The sequence below is a fragment of the Acetobacter fabarum genome, from assembly GCF_011516925.1.
GTDB lineage: Bacteria > Pseudomonadota > Alphaproteobacteria > Acetobacterales > Acetobacteraceae > Acetobacter > Acetobacter fabarum.
Genome location: NZ_WOTG01000001.1, coordinates 286,049 through 309,067, shown reverse-complemented (window position 1 = coordinate 309,067; position 23,019 = coordinate 286,049). Strand labels below are relative to the sequence as shown.

Annotated in this window: 18 protein-coding genes; 8 read left to right on the top strand and 10 right to left on the bottom strand. The window is 61.3% G+C overall.

Annotation, left to right across the window (positions count from 1 at the left end; translation table 11 throughout):
- Positions 1-4: 4 nt before the first annotated feature.
- From GOB83_RS01450 to GOB83_RS01440, 3 genes are all read left to right on the top strand, one after another.
- Positions 5-310: a DUF883 family protein gene (locus GOB83_RS01450; protein WP_165925029.1), complete on the top strand. Its 306-nt coding sequence runs from the start codon at positions 5-7 to the stop codon at positions 308-310.
- A 124-nt stretch (positions 311-434) separates the two neighbouring features.
- Positions 435-1,064, top strand: a complete 630-nt coding sequence (locus tag GOB83_RS01445) for a ribonuclease HII (protein ID WP_095348972.1) — start codon at positions 435-437, stop codon at positions 1,062-1,064.
- Positions 1,061-2,164, top strand: a complete 1,104-nt coding sequence (locus tag GOB83_RS01440) for a site-specific DNA-methyltransferase (protein WP_086647149.1) — start codon at positions 1,061-1,063, stop codon at positions 2,162-2,164. The genes GOB83_RS01445 and GOB83_RS01440 overlap by 4 nt, the downstream gene beginning before the upstream one ends.
- An 89-nt stretch (positions 2,165-2,253) precedes the next feature.
- On the opposite strand, the gene GOB83_RS01435 is transcribed toward GOB83_RS01440, so the two are convergent.
- The 5 genes from GOB83_RS01435 to GOB83_RS01415 all read right to left on the bottom strand — a co-directional run bounded on the left by GOB83_RS01435 (position 2,254) and on the right by GOB83_RS01415 (position 9,834).
- Positions 2,254-2,847 (bottom strand): ankyrin repeat domain-containing protein, encoded by a 594-nt coding sequence (locus GOB83_RS01435; protein ID WP_165925028.1) that lies wholly within the window; start codon positions 2,845-2,847, stop codon positions 2,254-2,256.
- A gap of 70 nt (positions 2,848-2,917) precedes the next feature.
- Complete coding sequence (locus GOB83_RS01430) at positions 2,918-5,068, bottom strand: VWA domain-containing protein (RefSeq protein ID WP_165925027.1); 2,151 nt, start codon at positions 5,066-5,068, stop codon at positions 2,918-2,920.
- Positions 5,065-7,815, bottom strand: a complete 2,751-nt coding sequence (locus tag GOB83_RS01425; protein WP_165925026.1) for a DUF4159 domain-containing protein — start codon at positions 7,813-7,815, stop codon at positions 5,065-5,067. The genes GOB83_RS01430 and GOB83_RS01425 overlap by 4 nt, the downstream gene beginning before the upstream one ends.
- A complete protein-coding gene (locus GOB83_RS01420; protein WP_264802402.1) occupies positions 7,812-8,810 on the bottom strand; it encodes a DUF58 domain-containing protein in 999 nt (332 codons plus the stop codon). The genes GOB83_RS01425 and GOB83_RS01420 overlap by 4 nt, the downstream gene beginning before the upstream one ends.
- 4 nt (positions 8,811-8,814) lie before the next feature.
- Entirely contained in the window at positions 8,815-9,834 is a 1,020-nt protein-coding gene (locus tag GOB83_RS01415; RefSeq protein ID WP_086647154.1) for an AAA family ATPase, read from the bottom strand.
- Between the two features lie 191 nt (positions 9,835-10,025).
- On the opposite strand from GOB83_RS01415, the gene GOB83_RS01410 reads away from it, so the two are divergent.
- The 5 genes from GOB83_RS01410 (at position 10,026) to GOB83_RS01390 (ending at position 16,526) form a co-directional block, all read left to right on the top strand.
- Positions 10,026-10,535, top strand: a complete 510-nt coding sequence (locus GOB83_RS01410) for a DUF1285 domain-containing protein (RefSeq protein ID WP_194301258.1) — start codon at positions 10,026-10,028, stop codon at positions 10,533-10,535.
- Positions 10,522-11,745 (top strand): CCA tRNA nucleotidyltransferase, encoded by a 1,224-nt coding sequence (locus tag GOB83_RS01405; protein WP_165925024.1) that lies wholly within the window; start codon positions 10,522-10,524, stop codon positions 11,743-11,745. Before GOB83_RS01410 ends, GOB83_RS01405 begins: the two co-directional genes overlap by 14 nt.
- A 46-nt stretch (positions 11,746-11,791) precedes the next feature.
- Positions 11,792-13,576, top strand: a complete 1,785-nt coding sequence (locus tag GOB83_RS01400; protein ID WP_165925023.1) for an ABC transporter ATP-binding protein — start codon at positions 11,792-11,794, stop codon at positions 13,574-13,576.
- Positions 13,577-13,743: 167 nt separating this feature from the next.
- Positions 13,744-14,952: an HlyD family secretion protein gene (locus GOB83_RS01395; RefSeq protein WP_165925022.1), complete on the top strand. Its 1,209-nt coding sequence runs from the start codon at positions 13,744-13,746 to the stop codon at positions 14,950-14,952.
- Positions 14,949-16,526: a DHA2 family efflux MFS transporter permease subunit gene (locus tag GOB83_RS01390; RefSeq protein WP_086647159.1), complete on the top strand. Its 1,578-nt coding sequence runs from the start codon at positions 14,949-14,951 to the stop codon at positions 16,524-16,526. The genes GOB83_RS01395 and GOB83_RS01390 overlap by 4 nt, the downstream gene beginning before the upstream one ends.
- Positions 16,527-16,656: 130 nt before the next feature.
- On the opposite strand, the gene GOB83_RS01385 is transcribed toward GOB83_RS01390, so the two are convergent.
- The 5 genes from GOB83_RS01385 to gpmI form a co-directional block, all read right to left on the bottom strand.
- Positions 16,657-17,163 (bottom strand): RNA pyrophosphohydrolase, encoded by a 507-nt coding sequence (locus tag GOB83_RS01385; protein WP_165925021.1) that lies wholly within the window; start codon positions 17,161-17,163, stop codon positions 16,657-16,659.
- On the bottom strand, positions 17,163-18,278 hold the full coding sequence (locus GOB83_RS01380) for a divergent polysaccharide deacetylase family protein (protein WP_165925020.1): 1,116 nt from the start codon (positions 18,276-18,278) through the stop codon (positions 17,163-17,165). The genes GOB83_RS01385 and GOB83_RS01380 overlap by 1 nt, the downstream gene beginning before the upstream one ends.
- A gap of 26 nt (positions 18,279-18,304) precedes the next feature.
- A complete protein-coding gene (locus tag GOB83_RS01375) occupies positions 18,305-19,753 on the bottom strand; it encodes a S41 family peptidase (protein WP_086647161.1) in 1,449 nt (482 codons plus the stop codon).
- Positions 19,754-19,935: 182 nt separating this feature from the next.
- Positions 19,936-21,381: a murein hydrolase activator EnvC family protein gene (locus GOB83_RS01370; RefSeq protein ID WP_165925019.1), complete on the bottom strand. Its 1,446-nt coding sequence runs from the start codon at positions 21,379-21,381 to the stop codon at positions 19,936-19,938.
- Positions 21,382-22,920, bottom strand: a complete 1,539-nt coding sequence (gene gpmI, locus GOB83_RS01365) for a 2,3-bisphosphoglycerate-independent phosphoglycerate mutase (protein ID WP_194301237.1) — start codon at positions 22,918-22,920, stop codon at positions 21,382-21,384.
- Positions 22,921-23,019 lie beyond the last annotated feature (99 nt).

Below are 23,019 nucleotides of genomic sequence, written 5' to 3'. Positions count from 1 at the left end.
CGTCATGGCTAAAGATAAAATCGACATCATCGAAAACAAGATCGACGCCAAGGTTCGGGACGTTCAGGGACATGTCAAGGATGCCGCTGGTGGTCTGACCGGCGATATCGGTCTTCAGGCGGACGGAAAGCTCGACCAGTTCACCGCACACATGCAGGAAGATTTTGCCGATCTGTATGAGGAAGGTGAGGGCGTGGTTGAAAAAGCAGTCACTTTTGTGCGGGATAAGCCCTTGCTTTCATTGGGTATTGTCTCGGTTGTGGGTGTTCTGCTCGGCTGGCTCTTCTTCCCCCGTCGTAGCCGTTCCTAAAAATCATTTGACCGGGACTCTTGCGCACCCGGGTAAAAAAATGCTTTTCCTTCCCTACGGAGTCGCAATTGCTGCGACTCGGTAATTTTAACCGAGTCGTTTCAAGCGGACGGGAAGGGATGCAATGCCGGACTTTAGGCGGGAACAACAGCATGGCGGCTTGGTCGCCGGAGTGGATGAAGTGGGCCGTGGCCCGCTTGCCGGTCCGGTTGTGGCCGCCGCCGTGGTGTTTGCCCGTGGCGTGCCGGATGATCTTGCTGCCGTTATTGATGATTCCAAAAAATTAAAACCCGCATTGCGTGAGGCCATTGCCGAGCGTCTGCCCCATGTGCCCGGTGTGGCCATTGGCGTGGGTGCCGCCTCCACGGCGGAAATTGACCGTATCAACATCTACCATGCGTCCCACCTTGCCATGCAGCGTGCAGTTGCCCGCCTGCCGGTCCGGCCTGACCATGTGCTTGTTGATGGCAACAAAATTCCGGATTTCGGGTGTAGTGCAGAGGCCATCGTGGGTGGGGACGGGGTGAGCCTGTCCATTGCCGCGGCCTCCATTATGGCCAAGGTGGTGCGTGACCGCATCATGGCGCGGCTGAATGTGCGCTGGCCCGATTATGGATGGGAAAAAAATGCAGGTTACGGCACGGCGGTTCATCGCCGGGCTCTGCTGCAAACGGGTGTAACCCCGCACCACAGAAAAACATTTGGCACCGTACGCCAGCAGCTAGAACATTTGAAAACGGAGACCCGGGCATGAGCGGCGCAAAAGCAGTTTCCATGGACCTCCCCCTAGACGAAATCCTGCGGGGTGAATGCGTGGAGACCATGCGCACCCTGCCTTCGGGCTCAGTGGACTGCATTTTTGCCGACCCACCGTACAACCTGCAGCTTCGGGGGGAACTCCGCCGCCCGGACGACAGCGTTGTTGATGGCGTGGATGATGACTGGGACAAGTTTTCCGACCTGCAGGAATACGACCGCTTCACGCGGGAATGGCTGAGCGAAGCCCGCCGTCTGCTGCATAAGGATGGAACAATCTGGGTGATTGGTTCCTACCATAACATCTTCCGCCTCGGGGCTATTCTGCAGGACCTTGGGTTCTGGATCCTGAATGATGTGGTCTGGCGCAAGTCCAACCCCATGCCCAACTTCCGTGGCCGTCGCTTTACCAATGCGCACGAAACGCTCATCTGGGCTGCCCGCAGTCAGGATAGCCGCTACCGCTTCAACTATCAGGCCATGAAGGCGCTGAATGATGACGTGCAGATGCGCTCGGACTGGTATCTGCCGCTCTGCACAGGCAATGAGCGCCTGCGGAACGAACATGGGCTGAAGCTCCACCCCACCCAGAAGCCTGAAAGTCTGCTCCATCGTGTGCTGCTGGCGTCCACCACGGTCAATGATGTGGTGCTTGACCCGTTCTCCGGCTCTGGCACTACGGCCGCCATGGCCCGCCGCCTGCGCCGCCATTTTGTAGGCATTGAGCGGCACCCGGATTATGTGGAAGCCGCCAGAGCCCGCGTGGCCAGCGAAGTGCCCCTGGATGATGATGCCATACAGACCACGCAGGATAAGCGCGAAGCCCCGCGTGTGCCTTTTGGTAGTCTGGTGGAGCAGGGCGCACTTGTGGCCGGAACAGTGCTGAGTGATAAAAAACAGCGTATTCAGGCTACAGTTGCCGCAGATGGCACGCTGATCAGTGGTGCCAAGCGTGGCTCAATCCATAAAATGGGGGCCATGCTGACCAACGCCCCCTCATGCAATGGCTGGACATTCTGGCACTTCGAGCGTGAAGGCGTGTTGCTCCCGCTGGATGTGCTGCGGCAGGAAAGTCTGGGGGCTACAGTCGCGCTGTAAAGCCTGACGACATAGCTTGAAGTTATAAAAAAAGGGGCACTTCTGGTGCCCCTTTTTTTATGTGTAGTCCGGCAGGGCGGGCAGGTGGCTTAGCTGCCACCAAACCCCAGAAAGCCGATGGAAGGCTGGGCAGCCCCGCCCGTGCGGTCATAACGCGGGTCATGCGTTTTGCTTTTGGTATCGTCTTCCATATCCACACTGCTGTTGCCTACGTGCAGGTCGGATGTGCTGACCGTTCCCACGCTATCATTCCCCTGCAGGCTGCTGGAATTGCGCAGGGACAGAAGCAGGAAGGTAATGGGGTTACGGTTCAGGTCGATGGACATATCAAGCGGTGTCTGGCCCAGAATATTATGCCCGTTCAGGTCCGCACCACGGTTAATGGCATCACGCGCGGAGGAAACACTCCCCCGGTTTATGGCCTCGAACAGTGCAACTGTGGGTTCCACATCCTTGTTGGGATGGCCACCGCCTTCCCCTGCTTCATCATCGCTGCCATCGGCACCGGGAATGGCCGTGGGCGGGGCTGCGCGTTTGGCGGCCTTGGCGCTTTCCGCTTTTTCGGCGGATTCCGCCGCCGCAGCCTGATCTTCGGCATCATCAGCAAATGCCGGAACCGCAGCAAACATGGCAAGGCTGCTGAACAGCAGAGCGGATGAAACAAGGCGTGGAAAACGGGTCATTGTCTGTCCATCAATACAGGAGCCGCTAACGTATCACAGCCCATGGGAGCGGAAAAGACGCTCCGGGAGCCTATCGGGTCCGTCCTTCCCGCCACCATGCGCCAAACAGCAGCAAAAGGGCGAGCACCATGGCTAGAGGAGCGGGCAGGAGGGGTATGGGTGTTCTGCCCGTTACCAGATGTGCATCGCGCCGGGCAAAGCCCAGCCAGTCCGCCCCGTGTAGCGCGCCTGATGCAACCAGTCTTGGCGTGGGGGCATGCAGGCTGGCTGTGCTGTCACCGAGCCAGAAAATACCCCCGCCACTCTGTTTGACCACATCCGCCAGACGGGTTGCGGTCGCGCGCAGGTCGGTTAGCTCACGCGTGTTTTCTGGTTCAGGTGCCGCATAGGTTGTGCGTGTGCCATCGGAAATACGCCAGATACCGGACTCCGTTATGGGCAGTTGTGCTGTCTGGGTGCCTTCCTGTGCGGATGCGTGCATGGGCACGGTGCTGCTCTGCCCGGTGGGGGAGGTCAGGGTAAGGGTGGTGGCCGCAGGTGTGCCCACACTGTGGCGGGTAATGTGGAGCGTATTGGCGCTTATACTGGCTGTAAGCTGCTCCTCCTCCAGTTCCGGCTCTTTCATCAGCCAGTGCGAAATGCGGCGGAGCAGTTCGGCCTGCGGGCCGCCGCCATCCTCCCCGCGTGACCATAGCCATATCTGGTCAGACAGAAGCAGCGCAATCCGGCCCTGATCAACCCGATCCAGCACCAGCAGGGGGCTGTTATCGGGTCCATTCATCAGTACCTCACCATGGGTGCTGTCGGGGTGCAGGGCGCGGTACCACGGCCCCCACAGGCCCGGTACGGCTGTAGCACTGTTGACCTGTGCACCCGCTTTTGGCGCACCGGGAAGTGATGCCGTAACAGGGTGCCTGCGCCCGGTATCGGTCAGGGTGGGGCGGAAGCGGCTGACGAGCATGCTGCTCTGGTCAGGGGTTACGTGGGCGGGCAGCACGTCCCCCACCGGAGTATCCTGCAAGGAACCGGGGCCAATAAATTCGGGTCCGGCGGTCAGGAGCAGGCCACCCCCGCGGCGGACAAAGCCTGCAATATTTTCCAGATAACTGTGCGGCAGAATATGCCGGTTTTCAAACCCATCAAGGATGATCAGGTCAAACTGGTTGATCTTGTCCTGAAACAGCTCGCGCACGGGGAATGCAATCAGCGCAAGGTCGGACAGGGGGGTGCCATCGTCCTTTTCGGGGGGGCGCAGAATGGTAAAGTGGATCAGATCAACCGAAGGGTCCGCCTTGAGCAGCCGGCGCCAGACCCGTTCCCCCTGATTGGGTGTGCCCGAGATCAGCAGCACCTTCAGCCGGTCCCGTATGCCGGTAATATGGGCTACGGTCTGGTTGTTCAGTTCCGAGACTTCCCCCGGCAGGGCCGAGGCGGACAGGCTGACCAGCAGTGGCCCCGGCTGGGTTACGGGCACGGTAATTTCCTGCGGCATCCCGCTCAGGACAGAAATGTGCTGCGGTTCCTCCCCATTCACCCGGACCGTCAGCTCTGCCGGTGTGCCTGCCTGCGTGCCCGGTCCCATGTCATCTACCTGCACGCGCAGTTTGGCGCTCTGGCCCGCAATGGCGTAGGGGGGAGCCTGAAGGATGCTCAGCTTGCGGTCTTTCTGCTCCGTGCTGGCGGTGAGCAGAACGTGCAGGGGCAGGGTTGTGCGGCTGCCATTGTCCTGCATGGGGCGCAGGCGCTCGGGCAGGGTGGCGGGAACATCGCTGACCTCCCCATCAGTAACCATCATGGCCCCGGCAAACTGGGCGGGGGGAATGTCGGCTGCGGCCTGATCCAGCGCGTCAAACAGTTTTGTGCCATCACGTGCAGCACCGCGTACGGTTACGGTGCGGAGGTTCAGCCCCTCCACCTTGGCCTGCGCCAGTGCGTCCGCCACCTGCCGGGCAATGGCGGCACGCTGGTCCAGCGCCATGGAGGGGGACTGGTCCACTACCAGAAGTGCAGTCTGGGGGAGCGCGCGCCGCTGCTCGTGGTAACGTTGTGGCCCGGCCAGCCACAGCAGCACCATACCTATGGCGCACAGGCGCAAAATGGCTCCCCCCGTGCGCTGGAACAGGCTCCACCCGCATAGGCCCAGTGCCGCAACGCCCAGTATGGCCAGCAGCCACAACGGCAGCAAAGGTGCAAACCCAAAGGAAGCCAGAAGAGTGCTCATGGTTTGTCCTCCAGCCGTTTGAGCAGCATGGGAACATGCACCTGATCAGCCTTGTAGCTGCCTGTTAAGGCGTAAATAACGGTGTTCAGCCCAAAGCGGTACGCCTGCAGGCGCTGGTCGCTGCCACCGGGGATAACGGCAAACGGGGTATTGCCCGCACTGTCCACCGCCCAGGCGTGCGCCCAGTCTGCCGAGCCAATAATGACCGGGCTGACATCATCATTCTCGGCATCTCCTTCCTTGGCGACCCAGATCGGCAGGCCTGCATACCGGCCCGGAAAGTCGTGGAGCAGGTAAAAGGTATGTGCCAGCAGGTGGTGGTCGGTCATGACCACCAGCGGTGGCACCGCAAGGCCGGTTGTAACCCGGCGCAGGGCTGCGGCCGTGCCGGGGGCATCGGCGGTAAAGGTGGTGTCGGCTGTGCTGGAGCTGCCGTCCTGCCCCTGTGTGTCAATCAGCAGAATACCGCCGTGGGCCATAAAGGTGTTCAGCGCTGCCGTCATGGCCGGAGTGGTGGTGGCGTCTGCGGTAATCGGCCAGTAAAGCAGGGGGTAGTAGGTCAGGTCATCCGTGCCGGGGTGGACGGCATCGGGGTGCCCCATAACAGCGGAGGTGCGGGCGTTTACAAAGTCGGACAGGCCCTGCAACCCCTCGCGGGAGGCTGTGTCCACGTCCTCATGCCCGGTTACAATATACCCCAGTCGGGTTTCCAGCGCTGCGGCGGGGACTGCGGGTGGCGTGCTCAACTCCTGTGCATGCAGGGGGGATGTTAGCGCACCAAGGGTGGCCAGCAGCGCAAGCAGGGTAAGGAGCCGTGGTGCAAACAGCCTGCCTGTGCGCATAAGGCCTACAACCACGCCATCGAGCAGTAAAAGCAGAATGGCTGCCAGCAGGCAGTAACGCCCGAGAGGCAGAACCGGCTTCTGGCCCGAAGCATCCGTAATGGTGCCAACAGGGGGGGGGGGGGGCAGGCTTTGCACACCCGCTGCGGTATTGAGTGCCCGGCGTCCATCCGTGGGGCCATACAGGCCGGGCGGGTGGATGGGGGAGGCAGATGTGGTGGCAAACACATTGCCCTGTATGCCCCGTGCGGTTGGCGGCGGCGGGCCGGCAATGCCCTCACCGTCCAATGTCAGGGCCGGGGAGAGCAGTATATTTTCGGCAGGAATGTTCAGCCCGTTGGCGTGTTCGGTCAGGCGTTGCAGCATGGCTACAAACAGGCCGGACAGCGGCAGGTTGGACCAGTCCGCCGTGCTGCTGACATGGAACAGGATTACCTCACCCTTGCCCAGTTCGGCATGGGTGACCAGCGGCGTGCCATCAGCCAGCCGTGCCCATACATGCGTGCCCAGATCGGCCGAAGGGCTGGCCAGCACCTGACGGGAAACCGTTACATCGGCAGGAATATCCAGCCCCCGGAAAGGGGATTCCTGTTCAAAGGGTGCAAGTTTTTGCGGTGTGCCCCATGTCATGGACCCACCGAGCTGGCGGGCTCCATCCAGCAGGGGCACGGGCAGCAGGTTCCGTGCCGTGTCGGCCGGGTTGGAAGGGCTTGTATCCTGCTGGCTACCAGCAAGTGCCGGGCCTGCAAAGCGAATGAGCGTGCCGCCGTTTTTTATCCATTCCAGTACGGTTTTCTGGCTTTGCGCGCCGGCCAGTGTGCCATCGGGCGCGATCAGCACGGACAGAGGGCGGCTGAGCAAGGCGTCCAGTGTTCCTTCATGCAGGTCTGACAGGGGAGCCAGCGCGCGGCGGAGGTAAAAGACAGAGCCAATCAGGGGAGTATCTGCCCCACCGCTGGAAAGCAGGCCAACAGGGTGCAGGCGTGTGTTTTCGTCCAGCAGAACGGTTGTGGCGGCACTCGCAATACCCTGCACGCTCAGCGTATCTATCCGGTTGCGTACGGTTATGGGCAGGTTGATGCGTACATCCGCCTGTGTGGCATTGGCCGCTACGGGCACAGGGATTACGGCCAGCGTTCCCCCATCTGTCGCGCGGGCCACAACATGAACAAGCCGGGGCTGCGCCGATGGGAGCATGATCAGGCGCGCCATGGTCCCATCCGACGTGGGGGCAACGGGGGCAAGCACCATGCCTGACTGGGAGGAAAAGCGGATTTCCTGCACGGCACCCCGTGCGCGCAGGGCTTGGGCAAAAGCGTTATCCCCGCTCTGGGCAACGCCATCAGCCAGATAGACAATGCGGGCAAAGGGGAGGGCTGGCAGTTGCCCGATCTGCCGGGCAGCCTGTGCCCGGTCCACACTCCATGGGCTGGGGTGGAGGCTGTTCAGCATCCGCCGCACAGTAGCGGCTGGCTGTGGCGCAGGCGGTATTGCGGAAGCCTCCGCCTGTGGAGCGGTAGTCAGGAGCAGCAGGCTGGATTTTGTGTGCTCCGCATCGTCCACAATGGTTTGTGCGGTGGTCAGGCGGTCGGTCCAGTCTGCGGCACTGAACATACCGTCATCCACCACCAGCAGAACCGGGCCGGGGGTTTGTGTGCTGTCCCTGCTGCCGGGAATAAACGGGCGGGCAAAGCCCGTAATCAGCAGGCCCACAGCCAGCAGGCGCAAGAGCAAGACCCACGGGGGCGAGCGTGCGGCTTCGGTTTCCTTCGGGCGCAGGCGGGCGAGGAAAGCAATGGGGGGAAAAACCTGCTGGCGCGCGCGCGGGGGCGTGGCACGCAGCAGCCACCACACCAGCGGCAGGCAGAGCAGGGCAAACAGCAGGGCAGGGAACTGGAAAATCATACGCGTTGGCTCATCTGGGCATGGAGCGCCAGCAGCGTGGGGAGGGGGGACTGATCGGTCTGGTGGTGTGCCAGCGTGTGGCCGCAATGGCTTGTGGTTTGTTCAAGCCACTGGCTGCGCGCTGCTACAAGGGCTGCGTAGTCCGTGCGCAGGCTCTGCACATGGGGCAGCTCCAGCGGGGGCTCGTGCTCAAGCCCGCAAAACTCGGTGCGGCCGGTATAAGGGAGCGTGCTTTCCGCCGGATCGCTAACATGGAGCACATAGGCCCGCGCCGGGTGTGCGGCCAGTTGGTGCAGGCAGTCATGGATATGGGTGTCAGGGCAGAGCAGGTCACTGGCCAGCAGCAGGCGTGCGCGCCGGGGCACAAGGGCGGGTGGGGGGAGTGCTGCATCCATGGGGCTGCTATTGGCTGCCAGCTCGCACAGCCCGAGTGCCAGCCGCTCCAGCGCGTTGGGGGCAGGGGGCAGGGACACAATACCGGAAGGAGAAAGCAGCAGAACCCGCTCGCCATTGCGCAGCAGCAGGGCCGCCATGCTGAGCAGAAGCAGGATGGCGCGGTCCAGCTTGCCGGGCAGGGCATGACCGGAGCGCCATTGCATGGAACCGGAAAAATCGCACCATAGCAGGACTGTCTGCGCCGCTTCGGCTTCGGTTTCACGCACATGGGCGCGGGCTGTGCGGGCGGATTGTCGCCAGTCTATGCGGTTGACCGGCTCGCCGGGCTGTGCCGGACGGTACTGCCAGAATGTGTCCCCCCATCCTGCGCGGCGCTGGGGGTGCCTGCCTGCTGCCAGTGTGGTGGCAATGTGGCTGGCATGGAGCAGCAGGTCCGGCAGGCGGGTGGCCAGTGTTTGGGCTGCACAGGCCATGTCCGCCGTAGCGGAAACCGGGGGGCTGGGCGTGGCCGCAGGGCTGAATGGCGCACCCGCCACGGGCTGGTCCCGGCCCAGAAACCGGCGCAGCAGGGTGGTTGGGATCGGTCGGAACCGGCTCACAGGGTCAACCCAGGGTCTTGAGCAGTCGGGTTATAATATCATCCGTGGTGACCCCTTCGGCCCGGGCGGCAAAGGTCAGTGCCATGCGGTGGGCCAGCACCGGGCGGGCCAGTGCGGCTACGTCATCCAGACCGGGGGAGAGCCTGCCATCCAGCAGCGCGCGCGCACGGCTGGCCAGCATAAGCGTTTGTGCTGCACGGGGGCCGGGGCCCCAGGCAATCTGCTCGCGCAATGTGGCATCGGACGTGCTCTGGGGGCGGGCTGCGCGGACAAGATTTACGATGGCATCGAGCACTTTTTCACCCACAGGCATGCGCCGGACCAGTGCCTGCGCCTGCATAAGGCTTTGCGCGTCCATGACCTGCTGGGCCTGTTTGTTCTGTGCGCCGGTTGTGGCTAGCAGCATGGCGCGTTCGGCCGCAGCATCGGGGAAGGTCAGTCCGATCTGGAGCATAAAGCGGTCAAGCTGGGCTTCGGGCAGGGGGTAGGTGCCTTCCTGCTCCATCGGGTTCTGGGTTGCCAGCACATGAAAAGGCTCGGGCAGGGGGTATTCCACCCCAGCCACGCTCACGCGGTGTTCCTGCATGGCCTGCAACAGGGCAGACTGGGTACGTGGGCTGGCACGGTTGATTTCGTCCGCCATCAGCAACTGGGTAAAGACGGGGCCGTGCACAAAACGGAAGCTGCGGTGCCCGGTTGCATCCTCGTCCAGTATTTCACTGCCGGTAATGTCGGAGGGCATCAGGTCGGGGGTAAACTGCACGCGGCGGGCGTTCAGCCCCAGCACGGTGCCAAGGGTCGTAACCAGCAATGTCTTGCCCAGACCCGGTGCCCCGACCAGCAGGGCATGCCCGCCAGCCAGAACGGTGGTCAGTGTCTGGCGGATAATCTGGTCCTGCCCGAAAATGACGGTTGAAATTTCCTGCTGGACGGCGGCAAGCCGTTCACAGATACGATCTGCCTCCCGCACTTCTGGGGGGGAGGAAGGCTGTTGTGCCGGGAACGGTGCGTCTGATGTGGTCATGGATCCAGTCTGAATTACATGCAGGGCTTACATCAAGCGGGGTAAGCTCCCTATATCATTGTGCACAACACAAGGACACGTATTAACAGGATGGTGAGTCAGTGAAAGGTGAACAGGAAAGCGGCGTGCAGGCCCTTTCGTGCCACGATAAGCACGAGACCGATACCCCCGATACGGCGGAAAACAGGCGTTTGCCGTTTTTGGTCAGGCGGGATGGCGTGTGGCTGTACCGTGGGTCCGAGATCAAACGCAAGGCCATGTCCTGCCTGTTTGGCTCCCTGCTCACGCGGAATGCGCAGGGTGCCTACCTGCTGCGCACACCATTCGAAAGCGGGCTGATCGAGGTTGAGGACGTTCCTTTTCTGGCGGTGGAACTGGACTGGACCGGCATGGGCCGCATGCAGCGGCTGAGTTTTCGCACCAATATGGACGAAGTGGTGGTGGCCGATTCCGAACACCCGATTCGGACTGTGTGGGACATCCCGCCCGAAGCCTGCCCGGAGGGGTGCCCCCCGTACCTGAGCGTACGCGCGGGGGAGGGAGCCTACCCGCTGGAAGCCCGCCTGTCCCGCGCAGTGTGGTACGAACTGGCTGCTCTGGCCGAGCCCGGAGCCTGCCAGGGAGTGCCCTGCATGGGCGTGTGGAGCTGCGGCTGCTTTTTTCCCATAGCGCGGATGGCGGTGAATAATGGGGGCGCATGACACGCTCATAAACGGGCTGGACCCATCCCGGCAGGCCGCTCTGGCGCGGTTGTGGCAGGTTCTGCCTGCCATGCGCCTTGTGGGCGGGTGTGTGCGCGACCTGCTGGCGGACCGCCCGATTGCCGATATTGATCTGGCTACCCCCGAACCTCCCGAGCAGGTCATGGAGCGTTTGCGCGCATATGGGGCGCATGTTGTGGCGACCGGCCTGCAACACGGAACCGTAACCGCCGTGCTGGACGGCGCTCCGTACGAAATCACCACCCTCCGGCGTGATACGGAAACAGACGGGCGACACGCCGTTGTCCGCTGGACGCAGGACTGGCAGGCGGACGCACAGCGGCGGGACTTTACAATAAACGCCATGTCGGTCGATCAGGCCGGGGTTCTGTACGATTATTTTGGCGGGCAGGCCGATCTGGCGGCAGGGCATGTGCGGTTTGTTGGCGCGCCCGCATTGCGGATTAAAGAAGATGCCCTGCGCATCCTGCGGTTTTTCCGGTTTTATGGGCGCTACGGGCATGGCGCGCCAGACCAGCAGGCCGTGCAGGCCATAACCTGCGGCGTTGCCCTGCTTGATGGCCTTTCTGTTGAGCGGATATGGATGGAACTACGGCGGATTCTGGCTGGCCCCAATGTGGCAGCCATTCTGCGCCTTATGGACAGCACGGGTGTTCTGGCCCGCATTTTGCCGGAAGGGCATACGCTGGACCGGTGCGTACGCCTGCTGGATGATGGTGCCCCGGCAAACGCATTGTTGCGGCTGGCAGGGCTGACAACGCACACCGCAGCCGTAGCCCGCCGCCTTAAACTCTCGCGCGCTGAGACCGGGGCGCTTGCCGCCTTGAGCAGATCCGCCCCCCTGCCTGACGTGAGCATGAGCGAGGTAGCACTGCGCCGCCTTGTGGCAGAAGAACCGGCGGATGTGCTGGCCGGGCGCATATGGTTGCATCAGGCCGCCCAGCCGCGTACGGCGGAGGAAAAAGCGGCATTTGCACAGCTTAGGCACAGGCTGTGCGGGCTGACTGTTCCGGCTTTTCCCGTTGCGGGGCGGGATGTTCTGGCCATGGGGGGGCAGGCCGGGCCAGAGGTCGGGCGTATTGTGGGCCTTGTCCGCCAGTGGTGGCTGGATGGCGGCTGCCATGCGGATGCACAGGCATGCCGGGCACAGATCGCACTGTATCTGGGCACAAAAGCGGCACAAAGCTGAGTTCCGCCCCTTACATGCAGGGCCGGGAGGCTGGTAGAGACAGGGTATGACGTCCCAGCCCCATGCCCCCCGGCCCGCACCCCGCCCGCATCTGCGCCCTGATGATACGCGCACCCTGCTCATGCGGCTGTGGCGAACCCAGATCAGCCGTTACCCTGCCCGGATAGTCACCGTTTTTGTCTTTACGGTGCTTATGGCGGTGTTAACGGCGCTGTACCCGCTGGTTATCCAGCGTGCGCTGGATATGTTTGCCACGCGCGACCCGCGCATTCTGTCTCAGGTCCCGTTGCTGGTGGTGGCAATTACGTTGGCAAAGGCTCTGGCCCAGTACGGGCAGACACTGGCAACCCATGGGCTGGTGCTGCTGGTGATCCGTGGCTTGCAAGGGCAGATGTTTGACCACCTGATCCAGACCGACATCGCCCATGTGGAGCGGGAGGCCCCGGCCAAGCTGGCTGCACGGTTTACAACAGATGCCGTTATTATCCGCGATGCCATGATCCGCGCCGTAAGCGGCATAGGAGACGTGGTTACGGTTGTGGGGCTGATTATCTCCATGGTGTACATGGACTGGGAGCTTAGCCTGATAGCAGCAGTGCTGTACCCCATAGCGGCTGTTCCCCTCCAGCGGCTGGGCAAACGGGTACGCCGCGCCTCCAGCGGTATGCAGGAACGGGTGGGGGAAACGGCTGCCTTTTTAACCGAAAGTTTTGCGCAGGCGCGCACGGTGCGTGTTTACAGGCTGGAGGAAAGCGAGGGCGCACGGGCGGCTCTGTCGTTCAACCATCTGTATCAGGCCATGCTGCGGATTACCCGTGGCCGCGCAAGGGTGGAGCCCATGCTGGAAACGCTGGGTGGTGTGGCCGTGGCCGCAGTGCTGGGCTTTGCTGGCTGGCGGGCTACCATGGGCGGGGCCACGCTGGGGGATTTTTCGGGCTTTGTGGCGGCTTTGCTGCTGGCCTCGCGCCCGCTGCGTGCCCTTGGCTCGCTTAATGCCGCCTTGCAGGAAGGGCTGGCCGGGCTGGTGCGCATATTTGCCGTGGTGGATGACCCACCAGCCGTGACCGACAGCCCACAGGCCCGCCCGCTCCCCGCTGGTGGTGGGCACCTTGTGTTTGAGAACGTCCGCTTTGTTTATGCCGATGGCCGCGTGGGCCTTGAGCATTTAAGCTTTGATGCCCGGCCGGGTAGCACGGTTGCGCTGGTCGGCTCCTCTGGGGCGGGTAAGTCCACAGCATTGTCCCTTGTGCCCCGCCTGCATGATGTTTCTGGCGGTCGTATCCTGCTGGATGGAATGGACCTGCGGGATGTGCAGCTGGAAAGCCTGCGGAACAGCATGGCGTATGTTAGTCAGGACCCGCTGCTGTTTGACCTGTCTGTGCGCGATAATATCCTCATTGGTCGGCCGGGAGCTTCCGATGTGGAGGTCGCTGCTGCCGCACAGGCTGCGGCGGCGGAGCAGTTTATACAGGCCCTGCCCAACGGGTATAATACGGTGGTCGGCCCGGGTGGGCAGCGCCTGTCGGGCGGGCAGCGGCAGCGGGTGGCACTTGCACGGGCCTTGCTGCGCAACCCCCGCCTGCTTTTGCTGGATGAAGCCACGAGTGCTCTGGATAGTGAGAACGAAGCACTGGTGCAGGATGCGCTGGCCACGCTGCGCAAGGGGCGGACAACGCTTATTGTAGCCCATCGCCTGTCCACTGTGCGCTCGGCGGACATGGTGGTGGTCATGAAGGATGGGTGTGCCGTGGAGTGCGGCACGCATGATGAACTGATGCAGCAGGATGGGCTTTATGCCCGTCTGGTGAGAACACAGGGGCTGGACCGCTAGAAAACTGCTGGCGGTTTTGCTGGTATAAACGCAAATTATGGGCATGGGGGCCTATGTGGCGCTTGATGCAGGGATATGAACGTGGCACATACTGACCGAACTGGTCGGTCAGAGCATCTGACCGCAAAAATGCCGCGCAGGATGTGTTAGAGAGGGCAAGGAACAGAATGGCCGACGACCATAACGAGCAGTCTTTATCATCCCCCCCTGCGCCGGAGCAGAATAGTGCTGCGGAACAGCCATCGGCCGATAAGCCGCAGGCCAAAAAGAGCAGCCGGGGCAAGGTTATTCTTTCCGGCGTTATTGGCTGTCTGGTTGTGGCAGGCGGGCTATACTGGTTCATGACCCGTAATGAGGTGGAAACGGACGACGCCTTTACCGCAGGGCGCTCCATTACCATCGCACCGCATGTGGGTGGCTACGTAACCGAACTGCTGGTGAACGATAACCAGTTTGTGCGCAAAGGCCAGATTCTGGCCCGCATTGACCCGCGTGACTGGGTGGCGGAAAAAGACAAGGCCGCCGCGCAGTTGGCCAATGCACAGGCCGCCGCACAGGCGAGTGACATGATGCACCGCGTGGCGCTGCTGGAATTCCCCGGTAAGCTGTTGCAGGCGCAGGGCCAGCTGGCCGATGCCAAGGCGCAGCTTTTCAAGGCGGAAACAGACTACCGCCGCCAGCATGGTGTGGAACGTGCCGCAACATCCCAGCAGGATATAGATTACGCCAAGGCTGCGCTGGAAGCAGCACAGGCACGGGTCATGGCATCCGAAGGTGCGGTGCAGATGGCCCAGCCCGTCCAGCCGAATATTGAAAACGCAGCCGTGCAGATTTCGCAGCAGGAAGCGCAGGTCAAGGCCGCGCAGGCCAGTCTGGTTTCTGCCGCGCTGAACGTGGAATGGACCGTTATCCGCGCCCCGCATGATGGCTGGATTTCCCAGCGTAACATCGAGCAGGGCAACTACGTCCGTCAGGGCCAGAGCCTGTTTGCCATTGTGGAACCCGAAGTCTGGGTTGTCGCCAACTACAAGGAAACGCAGATCACCAGAATGCGCCCCGGCCAGAAGGTGGACATCCGGGTGGATGCTTACCCCAGCCTTAAACTGCATGGGCATATTGATTCGCTGCAAAAAGGCACAGGGGCGACCTTTAGCGCCTTCCCGCCCGAAAATGCGACCGGCAACTACGTCAAGATCGTGCAGCGTGTGCCTGTTAAAATCCTGATTGATGATGGCCTGAACCCCGACCAGCCACTGGCCCTTGGCCTGTCGGTTGAACCAACGGTGCATGTGGATACGCAGGGCCATTCCGATGCCCCTCCGTCCGATGCGCCATCCAGCGCAGGCGTGGGTAACGGCGGGCAGACCGCTCCATGAGTGCACAGGCAGGGGCTGTGTCGGCCGGGTGGAAGCCAAAGCATAATCCATGGACCGTTGCGTTTGTGGTGACCATGGCAGCGTTCATGGAGATTCTGGACACCACCATTGTCAACGTGTCCCTGCCGCATATCGCGGGTAGTCTTTCCAGCACGTATGATGATTCAACGTGGACGCTCACAGCCTATCTGGTGGCCAATGGCATTGTGCTCACCATTTCGGGCTGGTTGGGAAAAGTGTTTGGCCGCAAACGCTATTTTCTTATCTGTATTGTCATGTTCACGGTCTCGTCCTTCCTGTGTGGTATGGCGACCAGTCTGGGTGAGCTGGTTGTGTTCCGGCTTATGCAGGGGTTTTTTGGTGGCGGGCTACAGCCCAACCAGCAATCCATTATTCTGGACAGCTTCCCCCCCGCCAAACGCGCGGCAGCCTTTGGGCTAACCGCCATTGCCGCGGTTGTGGGGCCGGTTATTGGCCCAACCCTTGGGGGCTGGATTACCGATAACTTCTCATGGCGGTGGATCTTTTTCATCAACGTGCCATTCGGGTTTTTGACCACCGTAGGGGTTATGGCCGTGGTGGAAGACCCGCCATGGGCACAAAAGCAGAAAGCCCCGGTGGATGTTATTGGCATCAGCCTGATTACCCTTGGCTTTAGCTGCCTTGAGGTCATGGTGGACCGTGGGGAGGATGCAGACTGGTTTGGCTCCACCTTTATCCGCATTATGGGTGTTCTGGCTTTTCTGGGCCTGACAGGCGCTGTTTTCTGGCTGCTGCGTACCGATAAACCCGCTGTGGACCTGCGTGTTTTCAAGGACCGCAACTTTGCCGTGGGTACGGCCCTTATGGGGGCCATGGGGGCATTGCTTTATGCTTCGGCCATTGTGGTGCCGCAGTTTGCCCAGCAGGTTATGGGGTACACGGCAACCTTGTCCGGGCTGCTGCTTTCCCCCGGTGGTATTGCCGTTATCGTGCTTATTCCCGTGGTGGGTAAGCTGATGACACTGACCAGTGTGCGCAACGTGATTGCCATAGGCTTTACGCTTATGGGGGTATCGTTGTTCTATTCAGCCCAGCTGCTGCCATTGCTGGATTTCAAACACCTCATGCTGTACCGCATGAGCCAGACGGCATGCTTGGCTTTTCTGTTTGTGCCGCTTTCCACTATTGCGTATTCCACTATTCCCGAACGGCTGAACCCGGATGCTTCGGCCCTGTTCAGTATGGCGCGTAACGTGCTGGGGTCTTTGGCTATTTCCGGCGCAACAGCCATGCTGACCGAGCGCAAACAGGCGCATCAGTCCTATATGGTGCATTGGATGACGCCGTTTCATCAGCCGTTCAATGAGTATCAGGAGCAGGTGCGGCAGGCCGCCATAGCGCGTGGCGCGCCAGAGGGGCTGGCCGATGCCGCGGCACAGCATACCCTGTTTCAGGAATTTTCGCGTCAGGTGGCCATGTTGTCTTATAACGAGGTCTTCATGATTCTGGGCATTGGCGCATTTTTGTGTGTGCCACTCTGCTTTTTGCTTTCCCCCCTTCGGGGTGATGGAAAAGCCAAAGGTGCGCACTAACGCCCATAGGGTGTAAGACCAGCATTAAAAAAAGCCATTGGTTGGGAATGTTTTATTCCAGACCAATGGCTTTTTTGTTTTTGGGGCGTTCAGCTCTGCTCAAAGGTGCAGAGAATGCAAAGCTTATGGTTCAGCCGGCCACGGCGTGGCGGGCAAAATCCCTGACCAGTTGCTCGTAAATCGGTTTTTTAAAACCGACTGAACAGTTGGGCAAAGTTTGCAGGTCAATCCACATCCATGCATCAAATTCGGCAGGCAGGTGGCTGTCCAGCTGAATGTCGGCTTCGGTGCCGGTAAAGCGCAGGGCAAACCACTTCTGGGTCTGGCCACGGTAGCGCCCGCCAAGGGCATGGCCAATGAGTGCGACTGGCAGATCGTAGGCAATCCATTCCGGGTGTTCGGCCAGAATACGGACGTGGCTTGTGCCTAGCTCTTCCCCGACTTCACGCAGGACAGCGGTGCGGGGGTCTTCCCCTTCATCTATCCCGCCTTGTGGGCATTGCCATGTTCCCTGCGAAAGCGGACCACCTGCGCCGGGCATGTCGGTCCTGCGGGCAATAAGCACCTGACCTTGGGCATTAAAAATCAGTGCCCCGACATTGGGGCGGTAGGGCAGGGTGTTTGGGTCAACAGGCATTAGTGGCTGCCTCCCATCATGCGGGGGGCCGGGTTGGTCAGGTTGACGTGCATCTGGCCATTGCTGGCAGGCTGGGGCAGGCTGGCCGGGTCCGGGGGCTGGATCAGCTGACTGACAGGTACCAGCGTTATGCCCACATCCTTGAGGTGGGGCAGCCATGCCCGCAGGCAGGCCAGAGCAACAGGGCGCAGGGGGCCAAGCACACCAATGGCGCGCCCGTTCTGGCGGGCAAGCTGCTGGAGTTTAAGCAACTGGATGTCGATATTCACAATGTCTTCGTCGGTGTTGATGCTTACATCAGCCGTGCCGACTGCATTGCTGCTCTCAATACGGGTATCGGGGCTTGCGTTCAGGTAAAGCAGGCCGCGCTGGTCCAGAGCAGAGAGAATGGATTTGAATCCGCTGGAATTGGGGAACCCACCACCATTCTGCCCGTCAAAGGCATTGGTAACCCCGACATAGCCCGCCAGATGGGACAAAGACCAGTTCAGGTTTTCCATGTTCTGCTGGGCAGAAAGTAGAACACCCAATGCTTTGGGGCCTTCGCTGTCGGCTGCGGCATCCTTGCCTGCATCGGCCGTTTTTGCAGCATCCCCCTGCATGGGGAGCGAGAGCAGCAGTTCATGCTGGTGCTGGCGGGCTGCCTCCATAATGGCATCCGGGTCCGCCACATAAGGGGAGACGGCAAGGGATACCTGACCGGGCAAGGCGGCAATGGCTTCTTTTGTCAGGTCTTCAGACTGGCCGACACCATCCACCAGCAGGGCCACCATTGGGGTGCCGGGGGGCACGTCCACTGTGGGGGCTGCGTAAACCTGCCGTGGCAGGGCACCATGTGGCCCCCGCTTGGGTAGGGGAAAGCCGCCCGGTCCAGCGCTCTTGTCCAGCAGCCCGGCCTGTGGAGGGGGAATGTTGACAAGGTGGGCACCAGTGCCGGTTTTGTTGCCCGGTTCTGCCACGGTATCAATATCGTCCCCACCGGCAATCAGGTGGGGTGGTCCCATCATCTGGAGGGCCAGAGCCAGGACAGCCGTTGCAGCAAAAGCCCCCCCCCAAAAGCGGATGAACAACCGGCCATTGGCCGGCAGTTGCTGCCATAAGGGGGGTGTCTGCATGACCACTGCCTTGTACCTGCTACGCGTTAGTTATGGGCTGAACAGTCGGTTTTGGCCGCTGGCTTGACCGGGGGCAGGGATGCCGTGGGGTCGGGGGCTGGCAGGCCAGCCATGGAGCGTACAACACGCAGGCCTTCCTGTAGCTGGAAGTCTGTGTTGGGCTTGTTGTATTCAAACTCCGGCCAGTTGGCGGGTGGCTGGTCAGGAATAATCTTGGCAATGGCGGGCAGGTCCGTACGGGGCTGCGCCTTGGTCTGGTTGCCGCCCTGATTTTTAAGGATATGCTCAAGATCCGCTTCGCGCAGGCTGAAGGCGGGGTCTTCTCGCGTTTCCTTGACCACAATATCAGGCGTAATGCCTAGTGCCTGAATGGAGCGGCCCGAAGGTGTGTAGTAACGCGCGGTGGTCAGGCGTACGGCCCCGTTGCCGGGAATGGGAATAATGGACTGCACGGAGCCCTTGCCAAAGGTGCGTGTGCCAATAAGCACGGCGCGGTGGTGGTCTTGCAGTGCGCCGGACACAATTTCCGATGCGGAGGCCGAACCACCGTTGATCAGCACCACCATGGGCAGGCCGTCCGTAATATCCGTACCATGCGCATCCCAGCGCTGGCTGTCCTTGGCGTGGCGCGCACGGGTGGAAACAATCTCGCCCGAGCGGATAAAGCTGGAGGAAACCTCTACCGCCTGATCAAGCAGGCCGCCGGGGTCGTTCCGCAGGTCCAGCACCAGACCGCCAAGCTTGCCACCGGCCTGCTGCTTGAGGGTGTTGTAGCCCTTGAGCAGCTCTTTTTCCGTGGTTTCATTAAACTGGGCGATGCGCAGGTAGCCAATCCGGTCGTACAGAGCGGATTTAACCACATCGATATGAATGATCTCGCGCGTCAGGGTAACCGTAATGGGCTTGGGTGTTTTTTCACGCACAAGGGTCAGGGTGATTTTGGTATTGGCCTTGCCGCGCATTTTTTTAACCGCTTCATCCAGCGGTGTGCCGTCTATGGTGTGGCCATCCACGGCAATAATGTAGTCGCCCGGCTTGATCCCTGCACGAAAGCCCGGTGTGCCATCAATGGGGGATACAACGCGGATGTGGCCGTCCTGCTGCTGGAGCTCCAGCCCAAGGCCGCCAAACTCGCCCTTCATCTGCACCATCATGTCATCATACTGCTTCTGGGTCATGTATGAGCTATGGGGGTCCAGGCCGCTGAGCATGCCGTTCAGGGCATTGGTGATCAGGTCCCGGTCGGAAACAGGCTCAACATAATCCGCCCGCACAAGGTCCAGCACCGTGCCAAACAGGGTCAGCAGGCGGTAGGTTTCCGCATGGTTGGTGGTGGGGGAGGCGTCCGGGGTGGTGCTTTCCGCCTGAGCCGGTGTGCTCAGGAACCCAGCGCCATTGTGGTATCCGGGGTGAAAAGTCAGGGCAAGGCCGGTCATGGCTGCGGCGCCGAGCATCAGACCTGTGCGGAACTTCATGCGATCTTGTCTCCTGTCGCAGGGCTTTGCCCGTGCGCTTGTTCTTCCTGTCTTTTCAAATGCGCGCACCAACCATGGTCGGGTGCGTTGCGCGCCGTGCCGGAGCATGGCGGCATATTGCGCAAGACTAGCGTGTTCCGCAACAGAGGGAAACAGCCTGAGCGTGCAACCCGCCTCTCTCTTTACAGAAACGGAGCGGGGTTGACGGTTTTTTGTCCGTTACGCAGCTGAATGAAAAGTGTGGCGGAACTGCCTGCTGCACTCATGTGTCCCACGGGTGCGCCTTTTGTCAAACTCTGGGCCGTGTCCACACTCAGCTCGGAAAGTCCTGCCAGAACAAAGCGGTAATGCCGCCCGCAGTTTAAAATAACCATCTGCCCGTAGCTGCGGAATGCCCCGGCAAAGTCCACGCTGCCAGAACAGGGGGCCCGTACACTTGCCCCCGGTGGGGTGCGGTACGTCATGCCGGTTGTGGGGCCGGAATCGCTGGCAACCCCCCAGCCCGAAACCAGTTTGCCTGCCACAGGTTGTGAGCCCGTGCCTGTGCTGTGTTCAGCCAGACCCGGCCCCTGGTTCTGGCTGAGTGTAGCCTCCTGCTGGCGGGCGGCCCGTACCCGCTCGGCCTGATGCGCCTGCTCGGCGGCGGCAATTTCGCGCTGCAGGGCGGCGCGGGCGGTATCTTCCAGCGCGTCCAGCCGGGCAATCGCATCCTGCAGGCTGGAGGCGCGCTGGGTTGCAGCAAGCAGTTGCTGTGCGGTGTTTTGCGCCAGTTTGCTGGCCTGTTGCTGGGTTATGCGGGCACGGGCAGCCTGCTGGCGTACGGTATCACGCTGCTGGCGCTGGTTCTGCTTTAGCCCCGCAAGGGTTGCGTACTGGGCGGAAAGGTCCGCATCCACAGCACTCAGGCGCGCCTGCTGGGTGCGCATGCCCTGTGCCTGCACCTCCATCTGACGAGATAACCCCCGCAGGATCAAGAACCCGGTTACGGCCTCCCCCTGTGGTACAGGGGCTGCGAGCAGGGTATCGGACGGGTAAAGGGATAAGCGTTCAGCCAATGGCAGAATGGGGGCAAGGGCCTGTGCGCTGGTGCGCAGGGCGTTTTGCAGGTTCCGTTGTTCATCCCGGATTGCGTTAATGCGCTCGCTCAGGTCGGAGATCTGCTGTTCCGTATCATGCAACTGGCTGGTTGCGGCCACGGTTGCTGCAGACAGGGCAAGTGCCTGATTTCTGGCCTGCATGGCCGCTGCCTGTGCGGCTTCGTTTTTAAGGCGTGACGCCTCTATGGCTTCTGCCTGCCGTTTTTTTTCCTGCTCCATGGCCAGATGCTGCGCGCGGGCGGCTTCTACCGCCGCCTGTGCCTGCAAAACGGAATGCCCCACCTTGCCGTGGGCTGGGGGGCGCGCATTGGGCAGCGTATCCGGGGCAGGTGTGCCCTGTTGGCTGGCATGCTTTTTTTTGTGCGTGCTGGTGGTGCCGGCCTGCCGGGCGTGGTGTGTGTGCTCGGCCCCCCAGACTGCCTGTAGGGGGCAGAACAGGCCCACCCCCAGCAGCAATGCTGCCCCGACCAGTGTGCCACCTGTTTTGGCAGAGGGGCCTGTGGCGTAAAAAAATGGCCGGGGGGTACTCATTCAGTGCGCAAGCAGGGACTGGCCTGTCATTTCGGCGGGTTTGGGCAGGTTGAGGGCATCAAGCAGGGTAGGGGCCAGATCAGCCAGTTTGCCGCCATCATGCAGTTTTGTTGCGCTGGCACCAGCAACAATAAAGGGCACAAGGTTAAGCGTATGGGCTGTGTGCGGGCCGCCTGTCTGCGGGTCTTTCATGGTTTCGCAGTTGCCGTGGTCGGCTGTGACCAGCAGGATTCCGTGTTCTTCCTCCAGCGCGCGTGCAATGCGGCCCAGACCGGTATCCACGGCTTCCACGGCGGTAATGGCCGCGGCCAGCACCCCGGTATGGCCTACCATGTCCGGGTTGGCAAAGTTGAGCACGATCAGGTCGTATTCCCGGCTTTTAATGGCGGCTACGGCCTTGTCGGTCAGTTCCGGTGCCGACATTTCGGGTTGCAGGTCGTAGGTGGCCACTTTGGGGGAAGGCACCAGAATACGGTCTTCGCCTTCAAACAGTTTTTCGCGGCCACCATTCATGAAGTAGGTGACGTGCGGGTATTTTTCCGTCTCCGCCATACGGAGTTGGCGGAGCCCAGCCTGCGCGACCACTTCACCCAGCAGGTTGGTCAGTTCTTCCGGCGGGAATAGGACGGTCATGCGCCCTGCCAGTGCATCGCTGTAGTGGGTCATGGCTAGAACTGCGGCAAAATGCACCGTTTTGCTGCGGGCAAAGCCTGCAAAATCCGGCTCCAGCAACGTATCCATCAACTGGCGGATACGGTCTGCCCGGAAGTTGAAGGACAGAATACCATCCCCATCCTGCATGCCCGTATAGCCTGCCAGCACGGTGGGGAGAATGAATTCGTCCGACACATCCTGCGCATAGGCCGCATCCACAACTTCTTCTGGCGTATTGGCCTGCGGGCCGGTGGCACTGACCAGAGCGTTGTAGGCTTTTTCCACCCGGTCCCAGCGTTTGTCGCGGTCCATGGCGTAATAGCGGCCCGATATGGTGGCAAGCTGCACACTGGCAGGCAAAGCCGCGCGGAGCTGTTGCAGGTAGGTGTGTGCCGAGCGGGGGGCTGTATCGCGGCCATCGGTAAACAGGTGTAGGGCTACGGGTACGCCTGCGTCACTGACAATACGGGCAAGGGCTGCGGCGTGGTCCTGATGTGAATGGACCCCACCGTTGGAAATCAGCCCCATAAGGTGGCAGGTGCCACCGGTTTTTTTGAGCGTGGCAATAAAATCAGTCAAAACCGGGCTGCGCGCCAAGGACCCGTCCTCAATGGCGGTAAAAATACGTGGCAGTTCCTGCATGACCACCCGGCCTGCGCCAATATTGAGGTGCCCGACTTCCGAATTGCCCATCTGCCCCGCAGGTAGGCCTACGTCCTCCCCGCTTGTGCGCAGGAAGCTGTGCGGGTTGGCCTGCCACAACTGGTCAAAGTTGGGTGTTCTGGCCAGTTGCACCGCATTGTCTGACGAGTCTTCGCGCCAGCCAAATCCGTCAAGAATGACCAGCATGGCAGTGCGCTTGGGGGGCCGCGGGGTGGATGGCATGGTGTTGGACCTCATTTTTATGTTTTTTTGGTTCTGCATGAATAATGCCACCAAAACGCGGGGAAGATAAAGAGGTCGCGCACAGGGTAGGCGGGTGGA

What these genes read in the sequence shown, in the direction of transcription:
- GOB83_RS01405 (WP_165925024.1), top strand. Translation starts at nt 10,522, where the DNA reads ATGGGGGCGCATGACACGCTCATAAACGGGCTGGACCCATCCCGGCAG.
- GOB83_RS01450 (WP_165925029.1), top strand. Translation starts at nt 5, where the DNA reads ATGGCTAAAGATAAAATCGACATCATCGAAAACAAGATCGACGCCAAG.
- GOB83_RS01390 (WP_086647159.1), top strand. Translation starts at nt 14,949, where the DNA reads ATGAGTGCACAGGCAGGGGCTGTGTCGGCCGGGTGGAAGCCAAAGCAT.
- GOB83_RS01395 (WP_165925022.1), top strand. Translation starts at nt 13,744, where the DNA reads ATGGCCGACGACCATAACGAGCAGTCTTTATCATCCCCCCCTGCGCCG.
- GOB83_RS01385 (WP_165925021.1), bottom strand. Translation starts at nt 17,163, where the DNA reads ATGCCTGTTGACCCAAACACCCTGCCCTACCGCCCCAATGTCGGGGCA.
- gpmI (WP_194301237.1), bottom strand. Translation starts at nt 22,920, where the DNA reads ATGCCATCCACCCCGCGGCCCCCCAAGCGCACTGCCATGCTGGTCATT.
- GOB83_RS01375 (WP_086647161.1), bottom strand. Translation starts at nt 19,753, where the DNA reads ATGAAGTTCCGCACAGGTCTGATGCTCGGCGCCGCAGCCATGACCGGC.
- GOB83_RS01400 (WP_165925023.1), top strand. Translation starts at nt 11,792, where the DNA reads ATGACGTCCCAGCCCCATGCCCCCCGGCCCGCACCCCGCCCGCATCTG.
- GOB83_RS01445 (WP_095348972.1), top strand. Translation starts at nt 435, where the DNA reads ATGCCGGACTTTAGGCGGGAACAACAGCATGGCGGCTTGGTCGCCGGA.
- GOB83_RS01380 (WP_165925020.1), bottom strand. Translation starts at nt 18,278, where the DNA reads ATGCAGACACCCCCCTTATGGCAGCAACTGCCGGCCAATGGCCGGTTG.
- GOB83_RS01370 (WP_165925019.1), bottom strand. Translation starts at nt 21,381, where the DNA reads ATGAGTACCCCCCGGCCATTTTTTTACGCCACAGGCCCCTCTGCCAAA.
- GOB83_RS01415 (WP_086647154.1), bottom strand. Translation starts at nt 9,834, where the DNA reads ATGACCACATCAGACGCACCGTTCCCGGCACAACAGCCTTCCTCCCCC.
- GOB83_RS01430 (WP_165925027.1), bottom strand. Translation starts at nt 5,068, where the DNA reads ATGAGCACTCTTCTGGCTTCCTTTGGGTTTGCACCTTTGCTGCCGTTG.
- GOB83_RS01440 (WP_086647149.1), top strand. Translation starts at nt 1,061, where the DNA reads ATGAGCGGCGCAAAAGCAGTTTCCATGGACCTCCCCCTAGACGAAATC.
- GOB83_RS01435 (WP_165925028.1), bottom strand. Translation starts at nt 2,847, where the DNA reads ATGACCCGTTTTCCACGCCTTGTTTCATCCGCTCTGCTGTTCAGCAGC.
- GOB83_RS01425 (WP_165925026.1), bottom strand. Translation starts at nt 7,815, where the DNA reads ATGATTTTCCAGTTCCCTGCCCTGCTGTTTGCCCTGCTCTGCCTGCCG.